Genomic DNA, 17,755 nt, shown 5'->3' with positions numbered 1-17,755 from the left:
ACTTATGGCCACGCTATTCACCTATCGATGCGCTACAGCGTGTCCACAAGTGAATAGCGCATCGACAAGTGAGAGAGCCTGGCTCACAGCGTGCGCATAAGTGCCGAAAAAACATCGATAAGTCACGGGAATACATCGATAAGTCCCCGAAACCTGGCCATAAGTGCCGGACAGGGTTAAAGGAGAGTTAAAGGACAAGCCAACAACCTCAGCTCAGCATCTGCCTCTGCTTCAACCCAAGCCCCACCCCAAACCCCAACCCCAGAAACAAAAAATCCTCGGAAGCTTTTACACTTCCGAGGATCTTCGCTGTGGGCGAAGGGGGACTTGAACCCCCACGTCCGTAAAGGACACTGGCACCTGAAGCCAGCGCGTCTGCCATTCCGCCACTCGCCCGTGGGAACGAATAGAACTATAACACCCCGCGCTAATACACCACCAAATCCCCAGGCCATCGCACGTTTTTCACCACTTTTCAGCACTTAGCAATAGCAACTTCCCCCACAACCGTCGTCACTATTTGATAAACCTCAGCAGTTCCTAGCCCTTAACTGAAGGTGTAGGGCTCTATACTGTTGCTTAAGTATCGATAATTTTTGTGCACATTTTTTTCACGTAACCCGCCGCGGTTTGGCGGGAGAAGGCGAATTTCTTTAGTCAGATGGATTTCCTAGGACGCATCCGCAAGCTCGATAGCTCGCTTCAGCGCGGGCTCGACAACAGCTTTGCGCGCGTGTTCGGCGGCAAGGTTGTCCCGAATGAGTTAGAAGAATGCCTGAAGCAGGAAATTGAAGACTTCCTGATGCAGGACGCCAACGGTCAGTACTTGGCACCCAATGATTTCCGCATTGGCATCAGCGCTGCCGACTACAAGAACCTTTCTGCGTCCGAGCCCAACCTGCCGAATCAGTTGGCTGACCGCATGACGCGCTACTGCCGTAACAACGGCTGGGGCTTCACCGGTTCCATTAGCGTCCACCTGCAGGCAGTGGAGTCTCTCCACACCGGCCAGTTGAAGACGGCCAGCACTTTCACCGAGGACACCGTGGGCACCTCGGAGTTCGCCCCATTCGAGGACAGTGCCGATGATGCCAACACTGACGCAGCCCCGTCGCAAAGCGATGATGAACCCCAAGCTGCAGAGACCTCTGCCGCCTACCACCCGCAGCCTGAAGCTGAGCAGTTCCCCACCGCTTCCCGCCCCATCCCCGCGGTCGACCCAGAGGCTGCAACTGAGCTGAGCAGCGCGACCGTGGGCGAAGACCAGTCCCAGGAAAAGACCGTCACCCTGCTGTTGCAGGACGGCTCCTCGCGCGTATTTGAGGTGCGCCATGGTTCGAACATCATCGGCCGCGGCACCGCTTCCGACTTCCGTCTCCCGGATACTGGTGTTTCCCGCCAGCATGCCGAGATCACGTGGGACGGCCAGGACGCTGTGCTCGTCGATTTGCATTCGACCAACGGCACCATTGTCAATGGCGAACCCATTGAGAACTGGCTGCTGGCCGACGGCGACGAAATCTCGTTGGGACATTCTGTTCTCGAAGTTCAGATTCGCTGATTCAGATCCGCTAAGTAGTGAGGTTCACCAGGTTCACATGCCACTGCCCTAGGTTTGCCGACACATTCCTGGAATAATTACGTCCGTGTGTTCGGTTTGCGGACCCACCAGCTCTACATAAGGAGGTTCCTCGGACGTGGAAGCTATCGTTTTTCTGCTTTCGCGCATCGGCGTGCTGGTCGTCCTGTGGTTTTTCATTTGGATGACGCTTCGCACCCTGCGTACAGAAACAACAGGCTCGGCTCCGCTGCGCCCACTTCGGCAGGCCAGCAGTGCTCCGGCCAAGCGTTTCCAGCGCTCGCAGACTCCACATCAGCTCCTTGTCACCTCCGGGCCGCTGGCGGGTTCGCGCATGAACCTAAACAACCAACGCGACATCACTATTGGCCGTTCAGAGTCGAATGCCTTCGTCCTCAACGATGACTTCGCCTCGGGCCAGCACGCTCGCGTCATCAACCGCGACGGCATCTGGTACCTGGAGGACCTGGACTCCCGCAATGGCACATTCCTCAATGGCCAGCGCGTGGAACAGCCGGAACGCCTGGCTTCGGGTATGGAATTTCGTATTGGCCGTACAACTTTGAGGTTGCAACCATGAGTCTTGCTCTGAATTACACGGCCCGCTCTGACCGCGGCCTCATCCGACAGAACAACGAGGACTCCGCCTATGCGGGTTCGCGTCTGCTCGCGCTTGCCGACGGCATGGGTGGCCACGCCGCCGGAGAAATCGCATCGCAGCTGATGATTGCGGCCGTCTCTCGGCTGGACAATGATCAGCCCGGCCCCGATTTGCTCGAGTCCCTGCGCAGCGCCTGCATGGAGGGCAATAACTCCATCGCGGATGAAATTGAGCAGAACCCCTCTACGCAAGGCATGGGCACTACGCTGACTGCTCTGCTTTTCGACGGCACCCGCCTGGGCATGTGCCATGTCGGTGACTCGCGTGGCTATCTGCTGCGCGACGGGGAGCTCATCCGCATTACCCGGGATGACACCTATGTGCAGTCCCTGGTGGATGAGGGCAATCTCACCGAAGAAGAAGCGGCAATTCACCCTCAGCGCTCACTGATTTTGAAGGCTCTCACCGGTCGCCCGGTGGAGCCTACTTTGTCTTATCGCGATGTTCACGAGGGCGATCGCTACCTGCTGTGCTCGGATGGTCTATCCGATCCAGTGTCCGCGGACACCATCAAGGATGTGCTCTCGGAGGGCACTCCGGACGAGGCCGCTACCAAGCTCATTGACTACGCGTTGAAGTCCGGTGGTCCGGATAACATCACCGTGGTGGTTGCCGATGTTGTCGATTCGTCGGCACGCACGCCTTACGAGCCCGCCCTGGCCGGTGCCCTGCAGAGTGCGGAGGAGGAACTCCCCCGCCCCAATACGTCAGCGGGACGCGCGGCGGCACTCCGCCCGCGGAAGTCGCAGGAAATTGCAGTGACTTCGGCGCCGGAGAAGAAAGCTTCCAAGGGCAAGTGGCTAGTTATTTCTGTGGTGCTGGTGCTGGTGGCCGGGTTGGTCGGCCTTGGTGTTTGGGGCTGGCAGAAGAAGGAGTCGATGTACCATCTCGCGGTGGTCGACGGGCAGGTGCAGCTGATGCACGGCGTGCCCGGTAGTTTGCTGGGCTTCAATCTGCAAGAACCACATCAGTTCATCTGTTTGACCGATGACAACAAAGTTCAGCTTCCTCCGGCTGGGACGGCGAAGGAGAAGGTCGACTGCCACATCATGACGCCGGAAGATCTCTCGCCGGCGGCACGCAATTCGTTGGAAGGTCTGCCGGCTGATTCCTACGACGGTGTCAGCGACCAGATTGGACGTTTGGCGGAGTCGGCACTGCCGGTATGTCTGTCCGTTTCCGACGATGACAAGAAGGATGAAAAACTGGGCTCGAAGCCAGGAGTCAACTGTAGGCAGGTGCGAAAATGAGTGAAACTACCACGAAGCGACAGCTTCGGATGAAGGAAATGCTCCTGCTGCTGCTGTCGGCAGGATTGTTGCTTTTGGCACTAATTTCGCTGGAACTGGCTCAGGGCAACTCTCTGACCGCAGATGTCTTTTACATCATTGGCGGATTCTTTGTGATCTTTGCAGTGGCGCATATCGCGCTGACCTTTGTGGCGCCCAACGCCGATCAGGTGATGCTGCCGGTTGCAGCAACGCTCAATGCCTTGGGGCTGGTGATGATTCACCGCCTAGACCTGGCCAATGACACCTCGTTGGTGCGCAACCAGATCATGTGGACCGTACTCAGTGTCGCACTGTTTATCGGCGTGATTGTCCTGCTGCGCAACCATCACTCGCTGTCGCAGTACTCGTATCTGCTGGGTCTCGGCGGCTTGATTCTGTTGGCGCTACCGCTGGTGTGGCCGTCGTCGATTAATGCTGATGCCCGCATCTGGATTTCCATCGGCCCGTTCTCCATGCAGCCGGGTGAGTTTGCCAAGGTCATGCTGCTGATCTTCTTTGCTCAGCTGCTGGTGAATAAGCGCTCGCTGTTCAATGTGGCGGGCAAGCGTTTCCTGGGCATTGATTTCCCGCGTGTTCGCGACCTGGGTCCGATTCTGCTGATCTGGGGCATCGCTACCGTCATCATGGCTCTGCAGAATGACTTTGGCCCGGCGCTGGTGCTCTTCGGCACTGTGCTGGCAATGCTCTACGCTGCCACCGGTCGTGGTTCCTGGCTGATCATCGGCATGGTGCTGGTGACCGTCGGCGTTGTCGGTGTCTACATGGTTTCGGACAAGATTCAGGCGCGAGTCACGCATTTCCTGGATCCGTTGGGCTCCTACGACGAGGGTGGCTACCAGCTCTCCCAGGGTCTGTTCGGCATGAGCTGGGGTGGCATCGGTGGCACCGGTCTGGGCCAGGGCTACCCACAGAACATTCCGGTGGCACACTCTGACTTCATCCTCTCGGCCTTTGGTGAGGAGCTCGGTTTTACCGGCCTGAGTGCCATCATCCTGCTGTTCGCGATTCTGATTTCCCGCGGTATTTCGGCGAGCTTGGCGGTACGTGATTCCTTTGGCAAGCTGCTGGCGGCCGGTGTCGCATTCTCGATGGCCATTCAGCTGTTCGTGGTTGCAGCCGGTGTTTCCAAGCTGATGCCGCTGACCGGTCTGACTACTCCGTTCATGTCAGCCGGTGGTTCCTCACTGCTGGCCAGCTACATCATGTTGGCCATCGTGCTGCGCGTCTCTGACGAGGCCAACCGCCCCTGGGGTATTCCAAGCAACCCTTCGGGCCTCAACGACAATGCCACCGCATCTCAGGAGGTGAACCAGTAGATGAATAAAACCATTCGCCAAATCTTTGTTGTCGTTCTCGGACTCTTCGTTCTTCTACTGGCGAACCTGACCTACATCCAGGGCTTCCAGCAGGATAAGTACGCCCACAATCCGCTGAATAGCCGCCAGTTCCTGGAGGAAAAGTCCAAACCTCGCGGCCAAATCACCACTGACGGCGACATTCTGGCCCACTCGGTCAAGGGCGAGAGCGGCTTCTATGACCGCAGCTACGACACCGACCCGGAGGCATATGCCGCGGTGGTCGGATACCTGTCGGACATCTACGGCTCCGCCGGTATCGAACGCTCTCAGAACGAGATCTTGAACGGCAGCGACCCTTCGCTGTTTACCTCCCGCGCCCTCGACATGGTCACGGGCAAGGAACCCTCTGGGGCCTCCACGGAGCTGACGCTGTTGCCGAACGCTCAGCGGACTGCGTACCAACAACTCGCTGAACGCGGCTACGTCGGCTCCGCCGTCGCCATTCGCCCATCGACGGGTGAAATTCTCGCGATGGCCTCCACACCGTCGTTCAACCCGAATGACATCGCCGCCGGCGACGAGAGTACCTGGCAGTCCCTCAATAACAATGAGGGCGCACCGCTGCTCAACCACGCCACTCAGCGTCCGCTGCCGCCGGGTTCCACTTTCAAGGTGTTGACCACGGTCACGGCACTGGAGCAAGGCGCTTCCCCGGACACCTCGGTCACTGGCGCACCGCAGATTACGCTGCCGGATACCACCACTACGTTGGAGAACTACGGTGGCTCGACCTGTGGTGGGGCTACTACAACTCTCCGCCAGGCTTTCGCGCAGTCCTGTAATACGGCATTCGCTGAGCTCGGTATGCAGTACGGGGCCGATGCGCTCAAGGACGTCGCTAAGCGATTCGGCATCGGTGAGACCCACGATGACGCGGGCCTGCCGATTCAGCCCTCCGCTGTCGGTGATATTCCGGATCAGTCCTCGCTGGGTCAGACCTCCATTGGTCAGCGCGACGTGTCTTTCACGCCGCTGGACAACGCCATCATCGCCGCCACGATTGCCAACGGCGGCGTGCGCATGGAACCCCAGATCATCAAATCGGTGCGCGGTGCCGACCTCTCCGAAATCAAGTCCTTTAAGCCGATTGAAGCCGGCGAGGCGATTTCGCCGGAGGTCGCGGAGACCGTAACTGAGCTGATGCGCGGCTCCGAGTCGCACTCGGGCGGTAACGGTTCGCGTATTGCCTCCAAGACCGGTACCGCGGAACACGGTGCTGTCCGCGGCGAGTACGCACCGCACGTTTGGTACATCGCCTTCGCGCCGGACTCCGATGTCGCCGTGGCTGTCGTCGTGGAAAACGGTGGCGGCCAAGGCCAGGGCGCTACCGGCGCCTCCGTTGCTGCCCCGATTGGCCGTGCGCTCATTAACGCGGTCGAACAGGCGGGTCGATAAGCATGGATGCCCACCAAGTTCAAGACATCGTTGGCGACCGATATCACGTCCGCCGTCTGCTCGGCCGTGGCGGCATGTCCACCGTCTGGCTTGCCGACGACGCCACCAGCGGCGAACTGGTTGCAATCAAACTTCTGAACCAGGAGTACTCGGACAACTACGAGTTCCGGCAGCGTTTCCAGAACGAAGCCGCCGCTGCGCGCAGCGTCAACAGCCCAAACGTGGTGAAGATTGTCACCTACGAGGAAGGCGACATCGGCAGCCACGGCGCGTGTTACATCGTCATGGAGTACATCCGTGGCGAATCTCTGTCGCAGGTGCTGCAGCGACGTCACACCCTGCCAGAGCACCTGATGCTCGACGTGCTGGAGCAGACTGCACACGGCCTGTCGGCAATTCACGCTGCGAACCTTGTCCACCGCGACATTAAGCCAGGCAACCTCCTGGTGACGCCGGAGGGCACCGTGAAGATTACCGACTTTGGCATTGCCAAAGCCGCTGAAGCGGTGCCTCTGACGCGTACCGGCATGGTCGTCGGTACCGCGCAGTATGTCTCACCGGAGCAGGCGCAGGGCAAACAGGTGAGTCCGGCGACTGACATCTACTCGCTTGGCTGTGTCGCCTACGAAATGGTGGCCGGCGCCCGGCCCTTCCAGGGCGACTCCACCGTTGCGGTTGCCGTGGCACACATCAACGAGGCACCACCTGCGTTGGCGCCGACGGTCAATCCACATATCCGCGAACTTATCGGCATTATGCTGCGCAAGGATCCGCAGCGTCGCTATGCCGATGGCCGTGAGCTGGCACAGGCTGTTTTGCGAGTGCGCGCGGGGCACCGCCCACCGCAGCCGCGTGGTGTGACCCCAACGGTGCACCGTCAATCCAACGCTGCCAACCCGGCGACCACCGAACTCGGTGCCATGACGCGACCGCCCATGCCGGTGTCGCAGCCACCGCAGCAACCGCAGCGACCACAGCAGCAGCCCGCCCGACAGCGAAAGCCGGCAAAGAAGCGCACTGGCTGCGGTTGTGGCTGCGGCAGCATTGTGCTGTTGGTGCTGCTAGTGTTGCTGGCCGGTGCTATCGCGGTCGTCTACTCGTTGTCGACTACCGGTTCACTGCCAACCATTCCGAACTTGGAGCAGTACATTCCGAACCAGTCACAGCAGCAAACCACAGAGGAAAACACCGACCCCAACGACGGTTCTGGTTACGGTTGGTCGGGCGACAATTCCGGTAACTGGGGAAATAACGACGGCGGCAACTCTGGTGAAAACTACGGCGGCAACAATGACGGTGCCTCTGACAGCTCCACTGAGCAGGACACCAGCGAGACCGCCCCGGATACGTCCGAACCGACCCAGGATTCGGGCAACGACAGTGGAGACAACAGTGGAGACGACTCCAGCGGCGGTGGTCTGCCCGGTATTCAGTTGCCCCTGGGAAATGACTCCGGTAATACCTTGGGGACTCCAGATGCACAGTAATATTCAGGTACAAGATGTTTTGGTGGAAATCCTTCCGAAGGGACTGACGAACAATGTCTGGCAATGACGATCTCCTCTCCGGCCGTTATCGGCTCGGCGAGCTCATTGGCGTTGGCGGCATGTCCGATGTCTACCGCGCTGAAGATACTGTTCTCGGTCGCTCTGTCGCGGTCAAGATGATGAGGGCCGACCTTGCCAGGGATGAGAACTTCCTCGCAAGGTTCCGTCGTGAAGCGAAAAACTCAGCGCTGCTGAATCACCCGTCGATCGTGTCGGTGTACGACACCGGCGAGACGGATAGCCCGATGGGGCGCGTGCCTTTCATTGTCATGGAGCTGATTCAGGGCGAGACCCTGCGTGATCTTGTTCGTCGTGAGGGGCGGCTCGACCCGAAGAAAGCCGCATCGATCATGGCATCGGTGTGTGATGCGCTGACGGCATCGCACCATGCGGGCATTATTCACCGTGACATCAAGCCGGCGAACATCATGCTGACCAACACCGGCAAGGTGAAGGTGATGGACTTCGGCATCGCTCGCGCGCTCGGTGATTCCACCACGATGACGCAGACTGCGGCGGTGCTGGGTACCGCGCAATACCTCTCGCCGGAGCAGGCGCGCGGTAAGACCGCCGATGCCCGTTCCGATATTTACGCTGTCGGCTGCGTACTTTTCGAGGCCGTCACGGGCGCCCCGCCATTCACCGGTGAAACCCCTCTTTCTGTCGCTTACCAGCACGTTCAGGACCAGCCGCCGCGACCTTCGGGGAAGCTCAACACCGACCCGAACACGGCTCAGGCCCTCGACGCGGTGTTGTTGACCGCGATGGCCAAGGACCCAATGGAGCGCTATGACTCCGCAGAGGACTTCGCCCAGGATTTGCGTCGTCTTGCACGCGGCGAGGATCCGTTGGCGCTGGCGCACCACGGCGCGCATGACGACGACGCGAAGACCACCGAATTCCTTCCGGCAGCTCCGTCGGATGCTGAGACCCGGGTGACCCCTGCGCAGCAGGCAACTCCGGCCGCTGTCCCTGCTCCGGCTCCGGCTCCGGAACCGGTGAGAGCGGCTGCCCAGCCGGAAGCCCCTGCTCAGATCGCTAACACTGACGAGCCTGAGAAAAAGAAGGGTGGCGCAGGAAAGACTGTCGCACTGGCGGCTGCTGCGCTGGTCGCTCTCGGCGGTGTCGGCTACGGTGCCTACCAGCTTTTCAACTCGTCCACCGAGGTCGAGACCGTTGCCATTCCGCAGGTCGAGGGCCTAAATGTCAATGAGGCAACGCAGGTTCTCGAGCAGGCTGGTTTCGTGGTCAACCGAGTCGACGAGCCGAACCCAGATGTGCCCCGAGACACGGTGATTGCCACCGAACCGGGTGTCGGATCGGGGTTGCCGCAGGGATCTCGTATCAAGCTGCGCGTATCTTCGGGCCCGGAGTTGACCAATGTGCCGGATGTGCGCGACAAACAGGCCGAGGAAGCTCGCCGCCTGCTCGAGGAGGCGGGGCTTGTCGTCAATCCGAAACTGCAAGAGGAACCGAGTGAGGACGTTCCGCGTGGCAATGTCATCGAGCAGTCTCCAGCTGCCGGTTCTCAGGTGTCGAAGGGAACCCGCGTAACTTTGACTGTCTCCTCCGGTATCGAGACCAAGACTGTTCCGGATGTCACTGGTCAGAGGTTGGATTCCGCCCGCACGACCCTCGAGTCCGCTGGTTTCGTTGTCGAGGTGGTGGAGGTTGACTCCACTGAGGAACAGGGAACCGTTGTTGAGGTTCCCCAGAAGGGCACGGAGCTCACCGTCGGAACGACTGTCGAGCTGCACGTTTCGCGCGGCAACCAAATTAAGATGCCACGAGTTGAGGGCCAGACTCTCCGCGATGCGGAGAAGGCACTCACCGATGCCGGCTTCGAGGGAACTATCCGCACCGAGGAAGTCACCACGCTGGATCTGTCCAAGGTCGACCACGTGGAGAAGGCCAACCCGTCAGCCGGCTCCAAGGTCAACAAGGACGGCGAGGTCACCCTGCGTGTCTACCGGCTGGGGGTTGCCCCGGAGAGCTCTTCAGAGGAACGGCCTGCTCCGGAACCTCCCATAAGGCTGCCGGATTTGCTGCCTAACTAGCGGCTAGTGTGCCAGCACGTCTGAGAAGGCCCGCTGGTACACGGCCTGCTGCTCTTCCAACTCCGCCAGGAGTTCCTCGGTGTACTCGCCACCGGCCAGTCGCAGCCAATTGACCAGCATGCGGTGCCCGTACTGGGTGAGTACCGACTCCGGGTGGTACTGCACGCCGTGAATCGGCAGGTCGCGGTGGCGCATCGCCATCAGCATGCCCGAATCGGTGAATGCCGTGGCAATGAGTTCCTCCGGCAACGTCTTCGGATCCACCGTCAACGAGTGGTAGCGCGTGGCAATAAAAGGACTGGGTACATCGGCCAGAACACCCGTGCCGTCATGGGTGACCGGGGAGGTCTTGCCGTGCAACAGCTCGTCGGCACGCACGACCTGCGCACCAAAGACCTCACCAATCGCCTGGTGACCCAAGCACACACCCAACACTGGCGTCGGCTCGTCCTGCCTGCTCACCGCGCGAATAATGTCCTCTGTCCACCCCGCATTAGACGGCTCACCGGGACCGGGCGACAGTAGGATTGCATCAAATTGCTTTACGACGTCGTCAACATCGCGGAGACGCGCATCATCATTGCGCCAGACAGTAACCGTTTCGCCGAGCTGGCCTATGTACTGGACCAGATTGAATACGAAGCTGTCATAGTTATCGACGACGAGAATCTGCATAACTGGGAATTCTACTGCCTGCGAACTTCACTGGTAAGTTCGGATGCAAAGTTTACAATTATGCATATACCGCGGGAGTGTAGATACCGCGCTGATCGCAACCTGCTGACCACAACCTAAGGAGTTTAAAGCGCTATGCCTAAGGCAAAGATTGAAAGCACTAATTCACCACAATCCGGTGGCTCCTCTGTCAGCCGTACCCCGGTCAAAATCAATAGCACTCAGACACCGGTGTGGTACAAGGTGCTGATGTTCGGGTTCATGCTGATTGGTTTGGGCTGGCTGCTGGTCAACTACATCGCGGGTCCGCATATTCCGTTCATGGTGACTTTGAACGCATGGAACTACGTCATCGGCTTTGGTCTTTTCATTGTTGGTCTGCTGATGACTATGGGTTGGCGTTAGTCAGCTCTAATACACCGCACTCCTCAGGCGCATCCACTTTTGGATGCGCCTTTTTCATGCCTAAAAACCCAGGTCAATTCACCCCCGTCAATACCCCCGTTTCCCACACGTTTTTCGGCGAATGAGGATTTCCCTCCTACTGATCACGCAAAAAAGTTATCCACAGAAACCTGTGTAACAATCATGTAATTTGTGGATAACTGTGGAGAGATTTCGTCCCAAATTTCTCACGGGTTACGTGACAGAAACCGTAAAGCATGACAACTTTGGTTCTATCCCCTGTGTCCACAGTATCCACAGCCTGTGGATAACTCTGTGAACAAGTAACATAGTTGCAAGTCAAGTTATGCGTAACTCCAATATTCTGCGGAGTTCGACCACTTTCGAACGCTGGTTCGTAAATTACAAGAATGGAATTATCCACACATGTGCACAAGTCTGTGGACAACTGTGAATTGTTGTAATTTGTGAAAATTGGGACCCGTAACGTGCTTCTTGGCCCGTGTTCACCTAGGTGAACAGTGGAGTATTTTGTCCACAGGGCTGTGGACATGTGGAGAATTAACACGATGTGCTACTACCCCCACTACCCCTAAACACAACATTGAAGTTACGGGCCGTCGTAAAGCGAAAATGGGCATGAAAAAACCCGCCCGGAACAACCGGACGGGTTAAAGAGCGTAGAAGCTAGCAGATTACTTCTCGATGTCGATGGAGGTAATCACGACCGGCTCCAGCGGGCGATCCCAGTGATCCGTAGCCACACGAGCGATCTCGTCGACAACCTTCTTCGAGGCGTCATCAGCGACCTCACCGAAGATGGTGTGAGCGCCATTGAGGTGCGGGGTCGGAACAACGGTGATGAAGAACTGGGAACCGTTGGTGCCACGACCGCCGCGCTTGCCGGCGTTTGCCATAGCGAGCAGGTACGGACGATCGAACTGGAGCTCCGGGTGGATCTCATCGTCGAACATGTAGCCCGGGCCGCCGGTGCCGGTGCCCAGCGGGTCACCACCCTGAATCATGAATCCAGCGATGATGCGGTGGAAGATGGCCTCATCGTAGAACGGGCCGGACTCGGTGCCAGAGGCGTTCTGCCCCTTGTACTCCTTGGTGCCTTCTGCCAGGCCGATGAAGTTGTCGACGGTATTCGGCGCGTGGTTGCCGAACAGGTCAATCACGATATCGCCATGGTTGGTGTGCACAGTTGCAGTAGCAGTCTTAATAGTCACGTTCCTTAGGATACCGACCTTGGTGGCCAATTGCTCCTACTGGTGAGTTTCTCCGTGGCAGAAACCAGCGAAAACGTTTCTCAAGATAAGGAAAAGAGTTCTTCGTTGACCCCCATGGAGGCCAAATAGTGCCTAAGCTGGAATGTGAGCCTGCTGCAAATATTTCGGCGCTAGGCCTATCTGGGCCCTAGCTCTTGGACTTAGAAGCATCTTGGTCTCAGAGGCACTGGCGCCGCAGCAGTATTAATCATTGATTGAGAATTAAAGGCGATGCCTGTTGGCGACGCACTAATAAAGGAGAGTCATGAACCCCAACGCAATCTCGCTGGCTGTCAAGGGACTGAAGTCCGCTTACGACAGCTACTCGGATTACCGGGACAAGAAGGCTGCAGAGCTCTACGACACGATGCAGGAGGCTAAGAAGGTGGCAGCTGCACAGAACGAGGCAGCAAAGGACGCAGCAACCAATTGGGCGGAAGACGTTAAGGAAAAGGTTTCCGACGCCCGCGATCAGCTCGCTGAGCAGGCCGAAGAACTGACCGGCAAGGTTGAGAAGAAGTCCAAGGAGACCAAGAAGCAGGCTAAGAAGGCTGCGAAGCAGGCCGAGAAGGACGCTAAGCGCAAGGGCAAGAAGACCCGTTGCAAGGCTCGCTGCGAGGCTAAGAAGGCCGAAAAGAAGGCCAAGAAGGCTCGCAAGGACCTCGAGGTGCGCACCCAGAAGGCTATCGACAAGGTAACCGGTAAGGAAGAGCAGCGCGCCAAGAACGGTCGCATCGCAACCGCTTCCCTGGTCTTCGCTGTTGTTGCAGCAATCGTCGGTGTCATCGTTTGGAAGCTGCGCAAGGACGACAAGCTCCCGGTTGACCCAGCTCCATACCAGCAGAAGGCCCAGGAAGTTAAGCACAAGGTCGAAGAGAAGGCCGCCGAGGTCAAGGAGACCGTTGAAGAGAAGGCTTCTGAGGCTAAGGAAAAGGCTGAAGAGGTAAAGGGCAAGGCAGCCGACAAGGCCGACGAGGCCAAGGACAAGGCTGCTGAGGCCAAGGAGACCACTGAGGAGAAGGCCGCAGAGGCTTCCAAGCAGGCTCAAATCAAGGTCGACGAGGTCAAGACCGAGAAGAAGAACGCTGACGACGCTAAGAAGATCTCTTCCAAGCCGTCCAAGCCGGCTCCGAAGCCGGGTCAGGCTCGCAAGAAGTAAATAGGCGGCTAGATAGCCAAAAGCCTTTTCACGCCCGATCCTTCTGTGCAGTAGATGCGCAGGCGGTCGGGCGTTTTTGGTTAAGCAGCAAACCTGACAACTTCAGAAAGACGGGCTGCAAATGTGAAACTGTGCAAGTTTATGACAGTTTCAAGCCATTTTTCACGCCATTTTTGTCATAAACGCAGTCAGTAACTCGGCGTTCTTGCCCCCTCCCCTTCTACATCCCCAAAACGCAAAAATCCCCCGGCCTTACGACCGGGGGATTTTGTTCCTTGTGGAGCTTAGGGGAATCGAACCCCTGACCTCCTGCTTGCAAAGCAGGTGCTCTACCAATTGAGCTAAAGCCCCGTACACCGAGCAATTATACCTTGTTCGGCAGTGGGCCTAGGAGGACTTGAACCTCCGACCCCTTCGTTATCAGCGAAGTGCTCTAACCGCCTGAGCTATAGGCCCCGTGGAACGAGATATAACTTAACCCGTAACCATGACACTTCACAAATCGCCTGGTCAGCGGCCTAAATATTGAGTTAAAAAGCAGTCATTAAGTAGTCATTACGGCTACTCCATAACCAGATCACTGAAAACACCTCTGAACCAACGCGGCCCCGGGGCCACCGAACGGGGGTGACACCGGGGCCAGCGGGAGGCTAGGCAGCCTAGTCGTCGTCGGCAAGCGAAATCTTGAGACCTCCGACGAGACCGCCGCAAGCGTTGTAGATAACCGCGCCGAGGGCCATGAGCCCAATCGACAGCACCCACCACAGCGCTCCTACAGCGGCCGCCAGGCCAAGGACGAGACCCGCGCTGATGGAATCCTCCCCGCCGACCATTTCACTAATCGGAGCGAGCAATCCCATCCCGGAGAGCAAGAGGTAGAGCAGGCCAACCGCGGCAAGCCAGACGAGGAAGCCAATGAAGCCAGTGGCCGCCGTAATGCGCATGGTGGACCAGGGGCTCACCTTGTCGACTACCAAGTTAGTTTCGGCCATGCGCTTACTCCTTCTCCGCCTCCGAGTCACCGGACTCGGCAGCACCGGTGCTCTTGGTGGCGCCGGTGCGCTTCGGGACTACGTCCAGTGTTCCGGCCTCAGAGACCTTGGAAGCGGTCTCCTCGCCCTCATCCTCGACGTTGCGGTCGATAGCCAGCAGTTCCACGCCGTCAGCGAGGTTGACCAGGCGCACGCCCTTAGTGGCACGCGAGGTGGCGCGAATCTCGTTGACGTTGGTGCGGATGATGTCGCCGGCGGAGGTGACAGCGAAGATTTCGTCGTCGTTGTCGACCACCAGGGCACCCATCAGCGGACCACGCTTCGGGTCGTACTTGAGCGTCAACACGCCCATACCGCCGCGGTTCTGCGGGGTGTACTCGCTGAGCTTGGTCTTCTTGCCGAAGCCGCCGGTCGTTGCAACCAGCAGGTTGTGCTCTTCCTCGACCACGACCATGCTGAGCAGCTTGTCGTCGCCCTTGAAGCGCATACCCTGGACACCGGCAGTGGCGCGGCCCATCGGGCGCAGCGCGTCGTCGGAGGCGGTGAAACGGATAGCCTGGCCGCGCTCGGAGACGAGTAGCAGGTCATCGTCAGCAGAGCACAGACGGGCACCGATGAGGGAGTCGCCTTCGCGCAGGTTGATGGCAATCAGGCCAGCGGAACGAGCGGACTCGTAGTCCTCCAGGCGAGACTTCTTGACCTTGCCCTCGCTGGTGGCCAGCACCAGGTACGGGCTGTCCTGGTAGCTCTGAATCTGCAGCACCTCGGCGATGCGCTCCTCCGGCTGGAACTCCAGCAGATTGGCGACATGCTGGCCGCGGGCGGCGCGAGTGGCCTCCGGCAGTTCGTAGGCCTTGAGACGGTAGACGCGACCCTTGTTGGTGAAGAACAAAATCCAGTCGTGCGTGGAGCAGACGAAGAAGTGGCGGACAATGTCGTCCTGCTTCAGGTCCGCACCGCGCACGCCCTTGCCACCACGGCGCTGGGCCTTGTAGGCATCGACCTTGGTGCGCTTGGCGTAGCCCGTGGAAGTAATGGTCACAACCACGTTTTCGCGGGCGATGAGGTCCTCTTCGGTGACGTCGCCCTCAGCGGCCACAATCTGGGTACGACGGTCATCGCCGTACTTCTCCACGACCTCGCCCAGCTCTTCCTTAACGATGGCGCGCTGACGCTCCGGCTTGGCCAGGATGTCCTTCAGGTCGGCGATCTCGAGCTCAATCTCAGCCAACTCGTCAATGATCTTCTGGCGCTCCAGAGCAGCCAGGCGACGCAACTGCATCGCCAAAATGGCGTCAGCCTGAATCTCGTCGATTTCGAGCAGACCCATCAGGCCCGTGCGCGCGGTATCAACCGTGGCGGACCGGCGAATCAGGGCGATGACCTCGTCCAACATATCCAGAGCCTTGACCAGGCCGCGCAGGATATGGGCGCGCTTTTCCTTCTCGTCCAGGCGGAACTGGGTCCGTCGAACAATGACCTCAATCTGGTGGGCGACATACAGCGTCACCATCTGGTCAATGCGCAGCGTACGCGGCACACCGTCGACGATGGCGAGCATGTTCGCACCGAAGCTGGTCTGCAGCTGGGAGTGCTTGTACAGGTTGTTCAGCACCACACGCGGTACGGCGTCGCGCTTGAGCTTGACGACGATACGCATGCCCCACTTCAGGTCGGATTCATCATCAATCGAGGCAATGCCCTGCAGACGACCATCCTTGACCTGATCCGCGATGTTGGCAATCATGCGGTCCGGGTTGACCTGGTACGGCAGCTCAGTGATGACAATCGACTGACGGGTGCCCTCCTGCTCAATCGAGGTCACACCGCGCATGCGAATCGAACCACGGCCGGTGGTGTAGGCCTCCTTGATGCCCTTGTCGCCGACAATTTGGGCGGCAGTTGGGAAATCCGGGCCCTTGATGCGCTCCATGACCGCATCCAGCGTGGTCTTTTCATCCGCTTCCGGGTTGTCCAGGCACCAGTTGATGGCATCCGCGACCTCACGCAGGTTGTGCGGTGGGATATTGGTGGCCATACCGACGGCAATACCGCCAGAGCCGTTCATCAACAGCTGCGGGACACGCGACGGCAGAATAACCGGCTCTGTCGTACGACCGTCGTAGTTCGGCTGGAAATCGACGGTGTTTTCGCGAATGTCGCGCACCATTTCCATGGCCAACGGCGTCAGACGGGCCTCGGTGTAACGCATAGCTGCGGGGCCGTCGTCACCGCGGGAGCCGAAGTTACCCTGACCGTCGACAAGCGGATAGCGCATGGACCACGGCTGCGCCATGCGCACCATGGTGTCGTAAATAGCGCGGTCGCCGTGCGGGTGGTAGTTACCCATCGTGTCCGAAACCGGCTTTGCGGACTTCACATAGCCGCGCTCCGGGCGGTAGCCGTTGTCGAACATGGCGTAGAGAATGCGGCGGTGCACCGGCTTTAGACCATCACGGATCTCCGGCAGCGCACGGCCAACAATCACGCTCATGGCGTAGTCGATATAGCTCGACTGCATCTCTTCATTGATGTCGATCGGGCGAACCTGGTGGCCCAATACTCCACTTCCGAAAGATGAGCCGTCGTTGTTGTTATCGTCGCTCAATGACTGCTTCCTTTACTTAAAAGAGGTTCGCATCCATTCTACAGGGCTTTAGAGCCCGCTTTACGACGCCGTGTGCAACTTTTCGATACCATTGTGGTATCAAATCTGGGGTTTTAGGCCTGATAGCGAGAAACAAACTAGCGCAGTTAAGAAGCGCAGTTAGATAGCAGGGAGCAAATGCGATGGCGATGACCTTGAGGCTCACGAAAGAACAGGACACCGCCTTGGCTCTGCTGGCGCACATGGAGGGCGTGTCTAAACACGAGGCCGTCATTCGCGCCATCGAATCCGCCGCCACGAGAGCCCTTCAACAAGGTCAGGCCCGGGAAATTACGGCAAGCGTAATTGATACCGACATGGCGCTGCTGCGAAAGTTGAGCTCCCCAAGGCCCCGCGGAGTACAAGAATGAGCGCGCCCCAGATTCAGCCTCTCAGCGAGGCCGCTATCCTGGCGGCTACCGATGAACTGGTGGCCACAGTGCCGGAATTGGCCGACGCTACACTTGCGAGGCCGTGGACAATCAGCGCTATTGTCGCCGCCAGCTCAGGAGTCATTGCTGGTCACCGTAGCTTTCCCGCGATTTCTGCGGCAGCGCAGGCGGTCGCTTACGCAACGTTTCACGTGAAACCACTAAGTTTTGGCAACACCGCACTGGGCGCACTACTTGCACACATACTCCTCACCACCAACGGCGAAGAGCTGTCATTCGCAGAGACGTGGGATCTGGTCAAAGGCGGCACTTAGCCGGGGACAGG

15 protein-coding genes and 3 tRNA genes are annotated in these 17,755 nt (G+C 58.7%); 11 read left to right on the top strand and 7 right to left on the bottom strand.

Annotated elements, in window-relative coordinates; translation table 11 throughout:
- Nucleotides 1-312: 312 nt before the first annotated feature.
- Nucleotides 313-396, bottom strand: a tRNA-Leu gene (locus tag CRD20_RS05295).
- A 265-nt stretch (nucleotides 397-661) separates the two neighbouring features.
- Between CRD20_RS05295 and CRD20_RS05290 the strand changes: the two genes are divergently transcribed.
- The 7 genes from CRD20_RS05290 to pknB all read left to right on the top strand — a co-directional run bounded on the left by CRD20_RS05290 (nucleotide 662) and on the right by pknB (nucleotide 9,889).
- Nucleotides 662-1,561 carry a DUF3662 and FHA domain-containing protein gene (locus CRD20_RS05290; RefSeq protein ID WP_070439233.1) on the top strand — a complete coding sequence of 300 codons (900 nt, stop codon included), beginning with the start codon at nucleotides 662-664 and terminating at the stop codon, nucleotides 1,559-1,561.
- Nucleotides 1,562-1,697: 136 nt separating this feature from the next.
- Nucleotides 1,698-2,159: an FHA domain-containing protein gene (locus CRD20_RS05285; protein ID WP_016421758.1), complete on the top strand. Its 462-nt coding sequence runs from the start codon at nucleotides 1,698-1,700 to the stop codon at nucleotides 2,157-2,159.
- Nucleotides 2,156-3,490, top strand: a complete 1,335-nt coding sequence (locus CRD20_RS05280) for a PP2C family serine/threonine-protein phosphatase (protein ID WP_101687964.1) — start codon at nucleotides 2,156-2,158, stop codon at nucleotides 3,488-3,490. Before CRD20_RS05285 ends, CRD20_RS05280 begins: the two co-directional genes overlap by 4 nt.
- Complete coding sequence (locus CRD20_RS05275; RefSeq protein ID WP_016421756.1) at nucleotides 3,487-4,848, top strand: FtsW/RodA/SpoVE family cell cycle protein; 1,362 nt, start codon at nucleotides 3,487-3,489, stop codon at nucleotides 4,846-4,848. Before CRD20_RS05280 ends, CRD20_RS05275 begins: the two co-directional genes overlap by 4 nt.
- A complete protein-coding gene (locus CRD20_RS05270) occupies nucleotides 4,849-6,285 on the top strand; it encodes a penicillin-binding transpeptidase domain-containing protein (RefSeq protein WP_049172592.1) in 1,437 nt (478 codons plus the stop codon).
- 2 nt (nucleotides 6,286-6,287) lie between these two features.
- On the top strand, nucleotides 6,288-7,772 hold the full coding sequence (locus tag CRD20_RS05265; protein WP_187404985.1) for a serine/threonine-protein kinase: 1,485 nt from the start codon (nucleotides 6,288-6,290) through the stop codon (nucleotides 7,770-7,772).
- Between the two features lie 53 nt (nucleotides 7,773-7,825).
- A complete protein-coding gene (gene pknB, locus CRD20_RS05260) occupies nucleotides 7,826-9,889 on the top strand; it encodes a Stk1 family PASTA domain-containing Ser/Thr kinase (protein ID WP_187404984.1) in 2,064 nt (687 codons plus the stop codon).
- Between the two features lie 3 nt (nucleotides 9,890-9,892).
- On the opposite strand, the gene CRD20_RS05255 is transcribed toward pknB, so the two are convergent.
- Nucleotides 9,893-10,564: an aminodeoxychorismate/anthranilate synthase component II gene (locus CRD20_RS05255; protein WP_048731900.1), complete on the bottom strand. Its 672-nt coding sequence runs from the start codon at nucleotides 10,562-10,564 to the stop codon at nucleotides 9,893-9,895.
- A gap of 135 nt (nucleotides 10,565-10,699) precedes the next feature.
- Here CRD20_RS05255 and crgA point away from each other — a divergent pair, with 135 nt between their 5' ends.
- On the top strand, nucleotides 10,700-10,969 hold the full coding sequence (gene crgA / locus CRD20_RS05250) for a cell division protein CrgA (RefSeq protein ID WP_005511903.1): 270 nt from the start codon (nucleotides 10,700-10,702) through the stop codon (nucleotides 10,967-10,969).
- Between the two features lie 695 nt (nucleotides 10,970-11,664).
- On the opposite strand, the gene CRD20_RS05245 is transcribed toward crgA, so the two are convergent.
- The gene (locus CRD20_RS05245; RefSeq protein ID WP_369707163.1) at nucleotides 11,665-12,201 is read right to left on the bottom strand and encodes a peptidylprolyl isomerase; all 537 of its coding nucleotides are present in this window, start codon (nucleotides 12,199-12,201) and stop codon (nucleotides 11,665-11,667) included.
- A gap of 304 nt (nucleotides 12,202-12,505) precedes the next feature.
- Here CRD20_RS05245 and CRD20_RS05240 point away from each other — a divergent pair, with 304 nt between their 5' ends.
- On the top strand, nucleotides 12,506-13,399 hold the full coding sequence (locus CRD20_RS05240; protein ID WP_070602171.1) for a hypothetical protein: 894 nt from the start codon (nucleotides 12,506-12,508) through the stop codon (nucleotides 13,397-13,399).
- Nucleotides 13,400-13,677: 278 nt separating this feature from the next.
- Here CRD20_RS05240 and CRD20_RS05235 read toward each other — a convergent pair.
- From CRD20_RS05235 to gyrA, 4 genes are all read right to left on the bottom strand, one after another.
- Nucleotides 13,678-13,750, bottom strand: a tRNA-Ala gene (locus CRD20_RS05235).
- Between the two features lie 31 nt (nucleotides 13,751-13,781).
- A tRNA-Ile gene (locus CRD20_RS05230) sits at nucleotides 13,782-13,855 on the bottom strand.
- Nucleotides 13,856-14,058: 203 nt separating this feature from the next.
- Nucleotides 14,059-14,391, bottom strand: a complete 333-nt coding sequence (locus tag CRD20_RS05225; RefSeq protein WP_187404983.1) for a DUF3566 domain-containing protein — start codon at nucleotides 14,389-14,391, stop codon at nucleotides 14,059-14,061.
- Nucleotides 14,392-14,395: 4 nt separating this feature from the next.
- Entirely contained in the window at nucleotides 14,396-16,912 is a 2,517-nt protein-coding gene (gene gyrA / locus CRD20_RS05220; protein ID WP_239659997.1) for a DNA gyrase subunit A, read from the bottom strand.
- Nucleotides 16,913-17,181: 269 nt separating this feature from the next.
- On the opposite strand from gyrA, the gene CRD20_RS05215 reads away from it, so the two are divergent.
- Nucleotides 17,182-17,409, top strand: coding sequence for a hypothetical protein (locus CRD20_RS05215; RefSeq protein WP_049170125.1), 228 nt, complete (start codon nucleotides 17,182-17,184; stop codon nucleotides 17,407-17,409).
- The gene (locus CRD20_RS05210; protein WP_049170123.1) at nucleotides 17,406-17,744 is read left to right on the top strand and encodes a hypothetical protein; all 339 of its coding nucleotides are present in this window, start codon (nucleotides 17,406-17,408) and stop codon (nucleotides 17,742-17,744) included. Before CRD20_RS05215 ends, CRD20_RS05210 begins: the two co-directional genes overlap by 4 nt.
- The last annotated feature ends 11 nt before the right edge of the window (nucleotides 17,745-17,755 follow it).

Source organism: Corynebacterium sp. LK33 (assembly GCF_014334955.1).
GTDB lineage: Bacteria > Actinomycetota > Actinomycetes > Mycobacteriales > Mycobacteriaceae > Corynebacterium > Corynebacterium jeikeium_D.
Note: the sequence above shows the minus strand (reverse complement) of the source record. Positions and strands in the feature narration are given on the sequence as shown.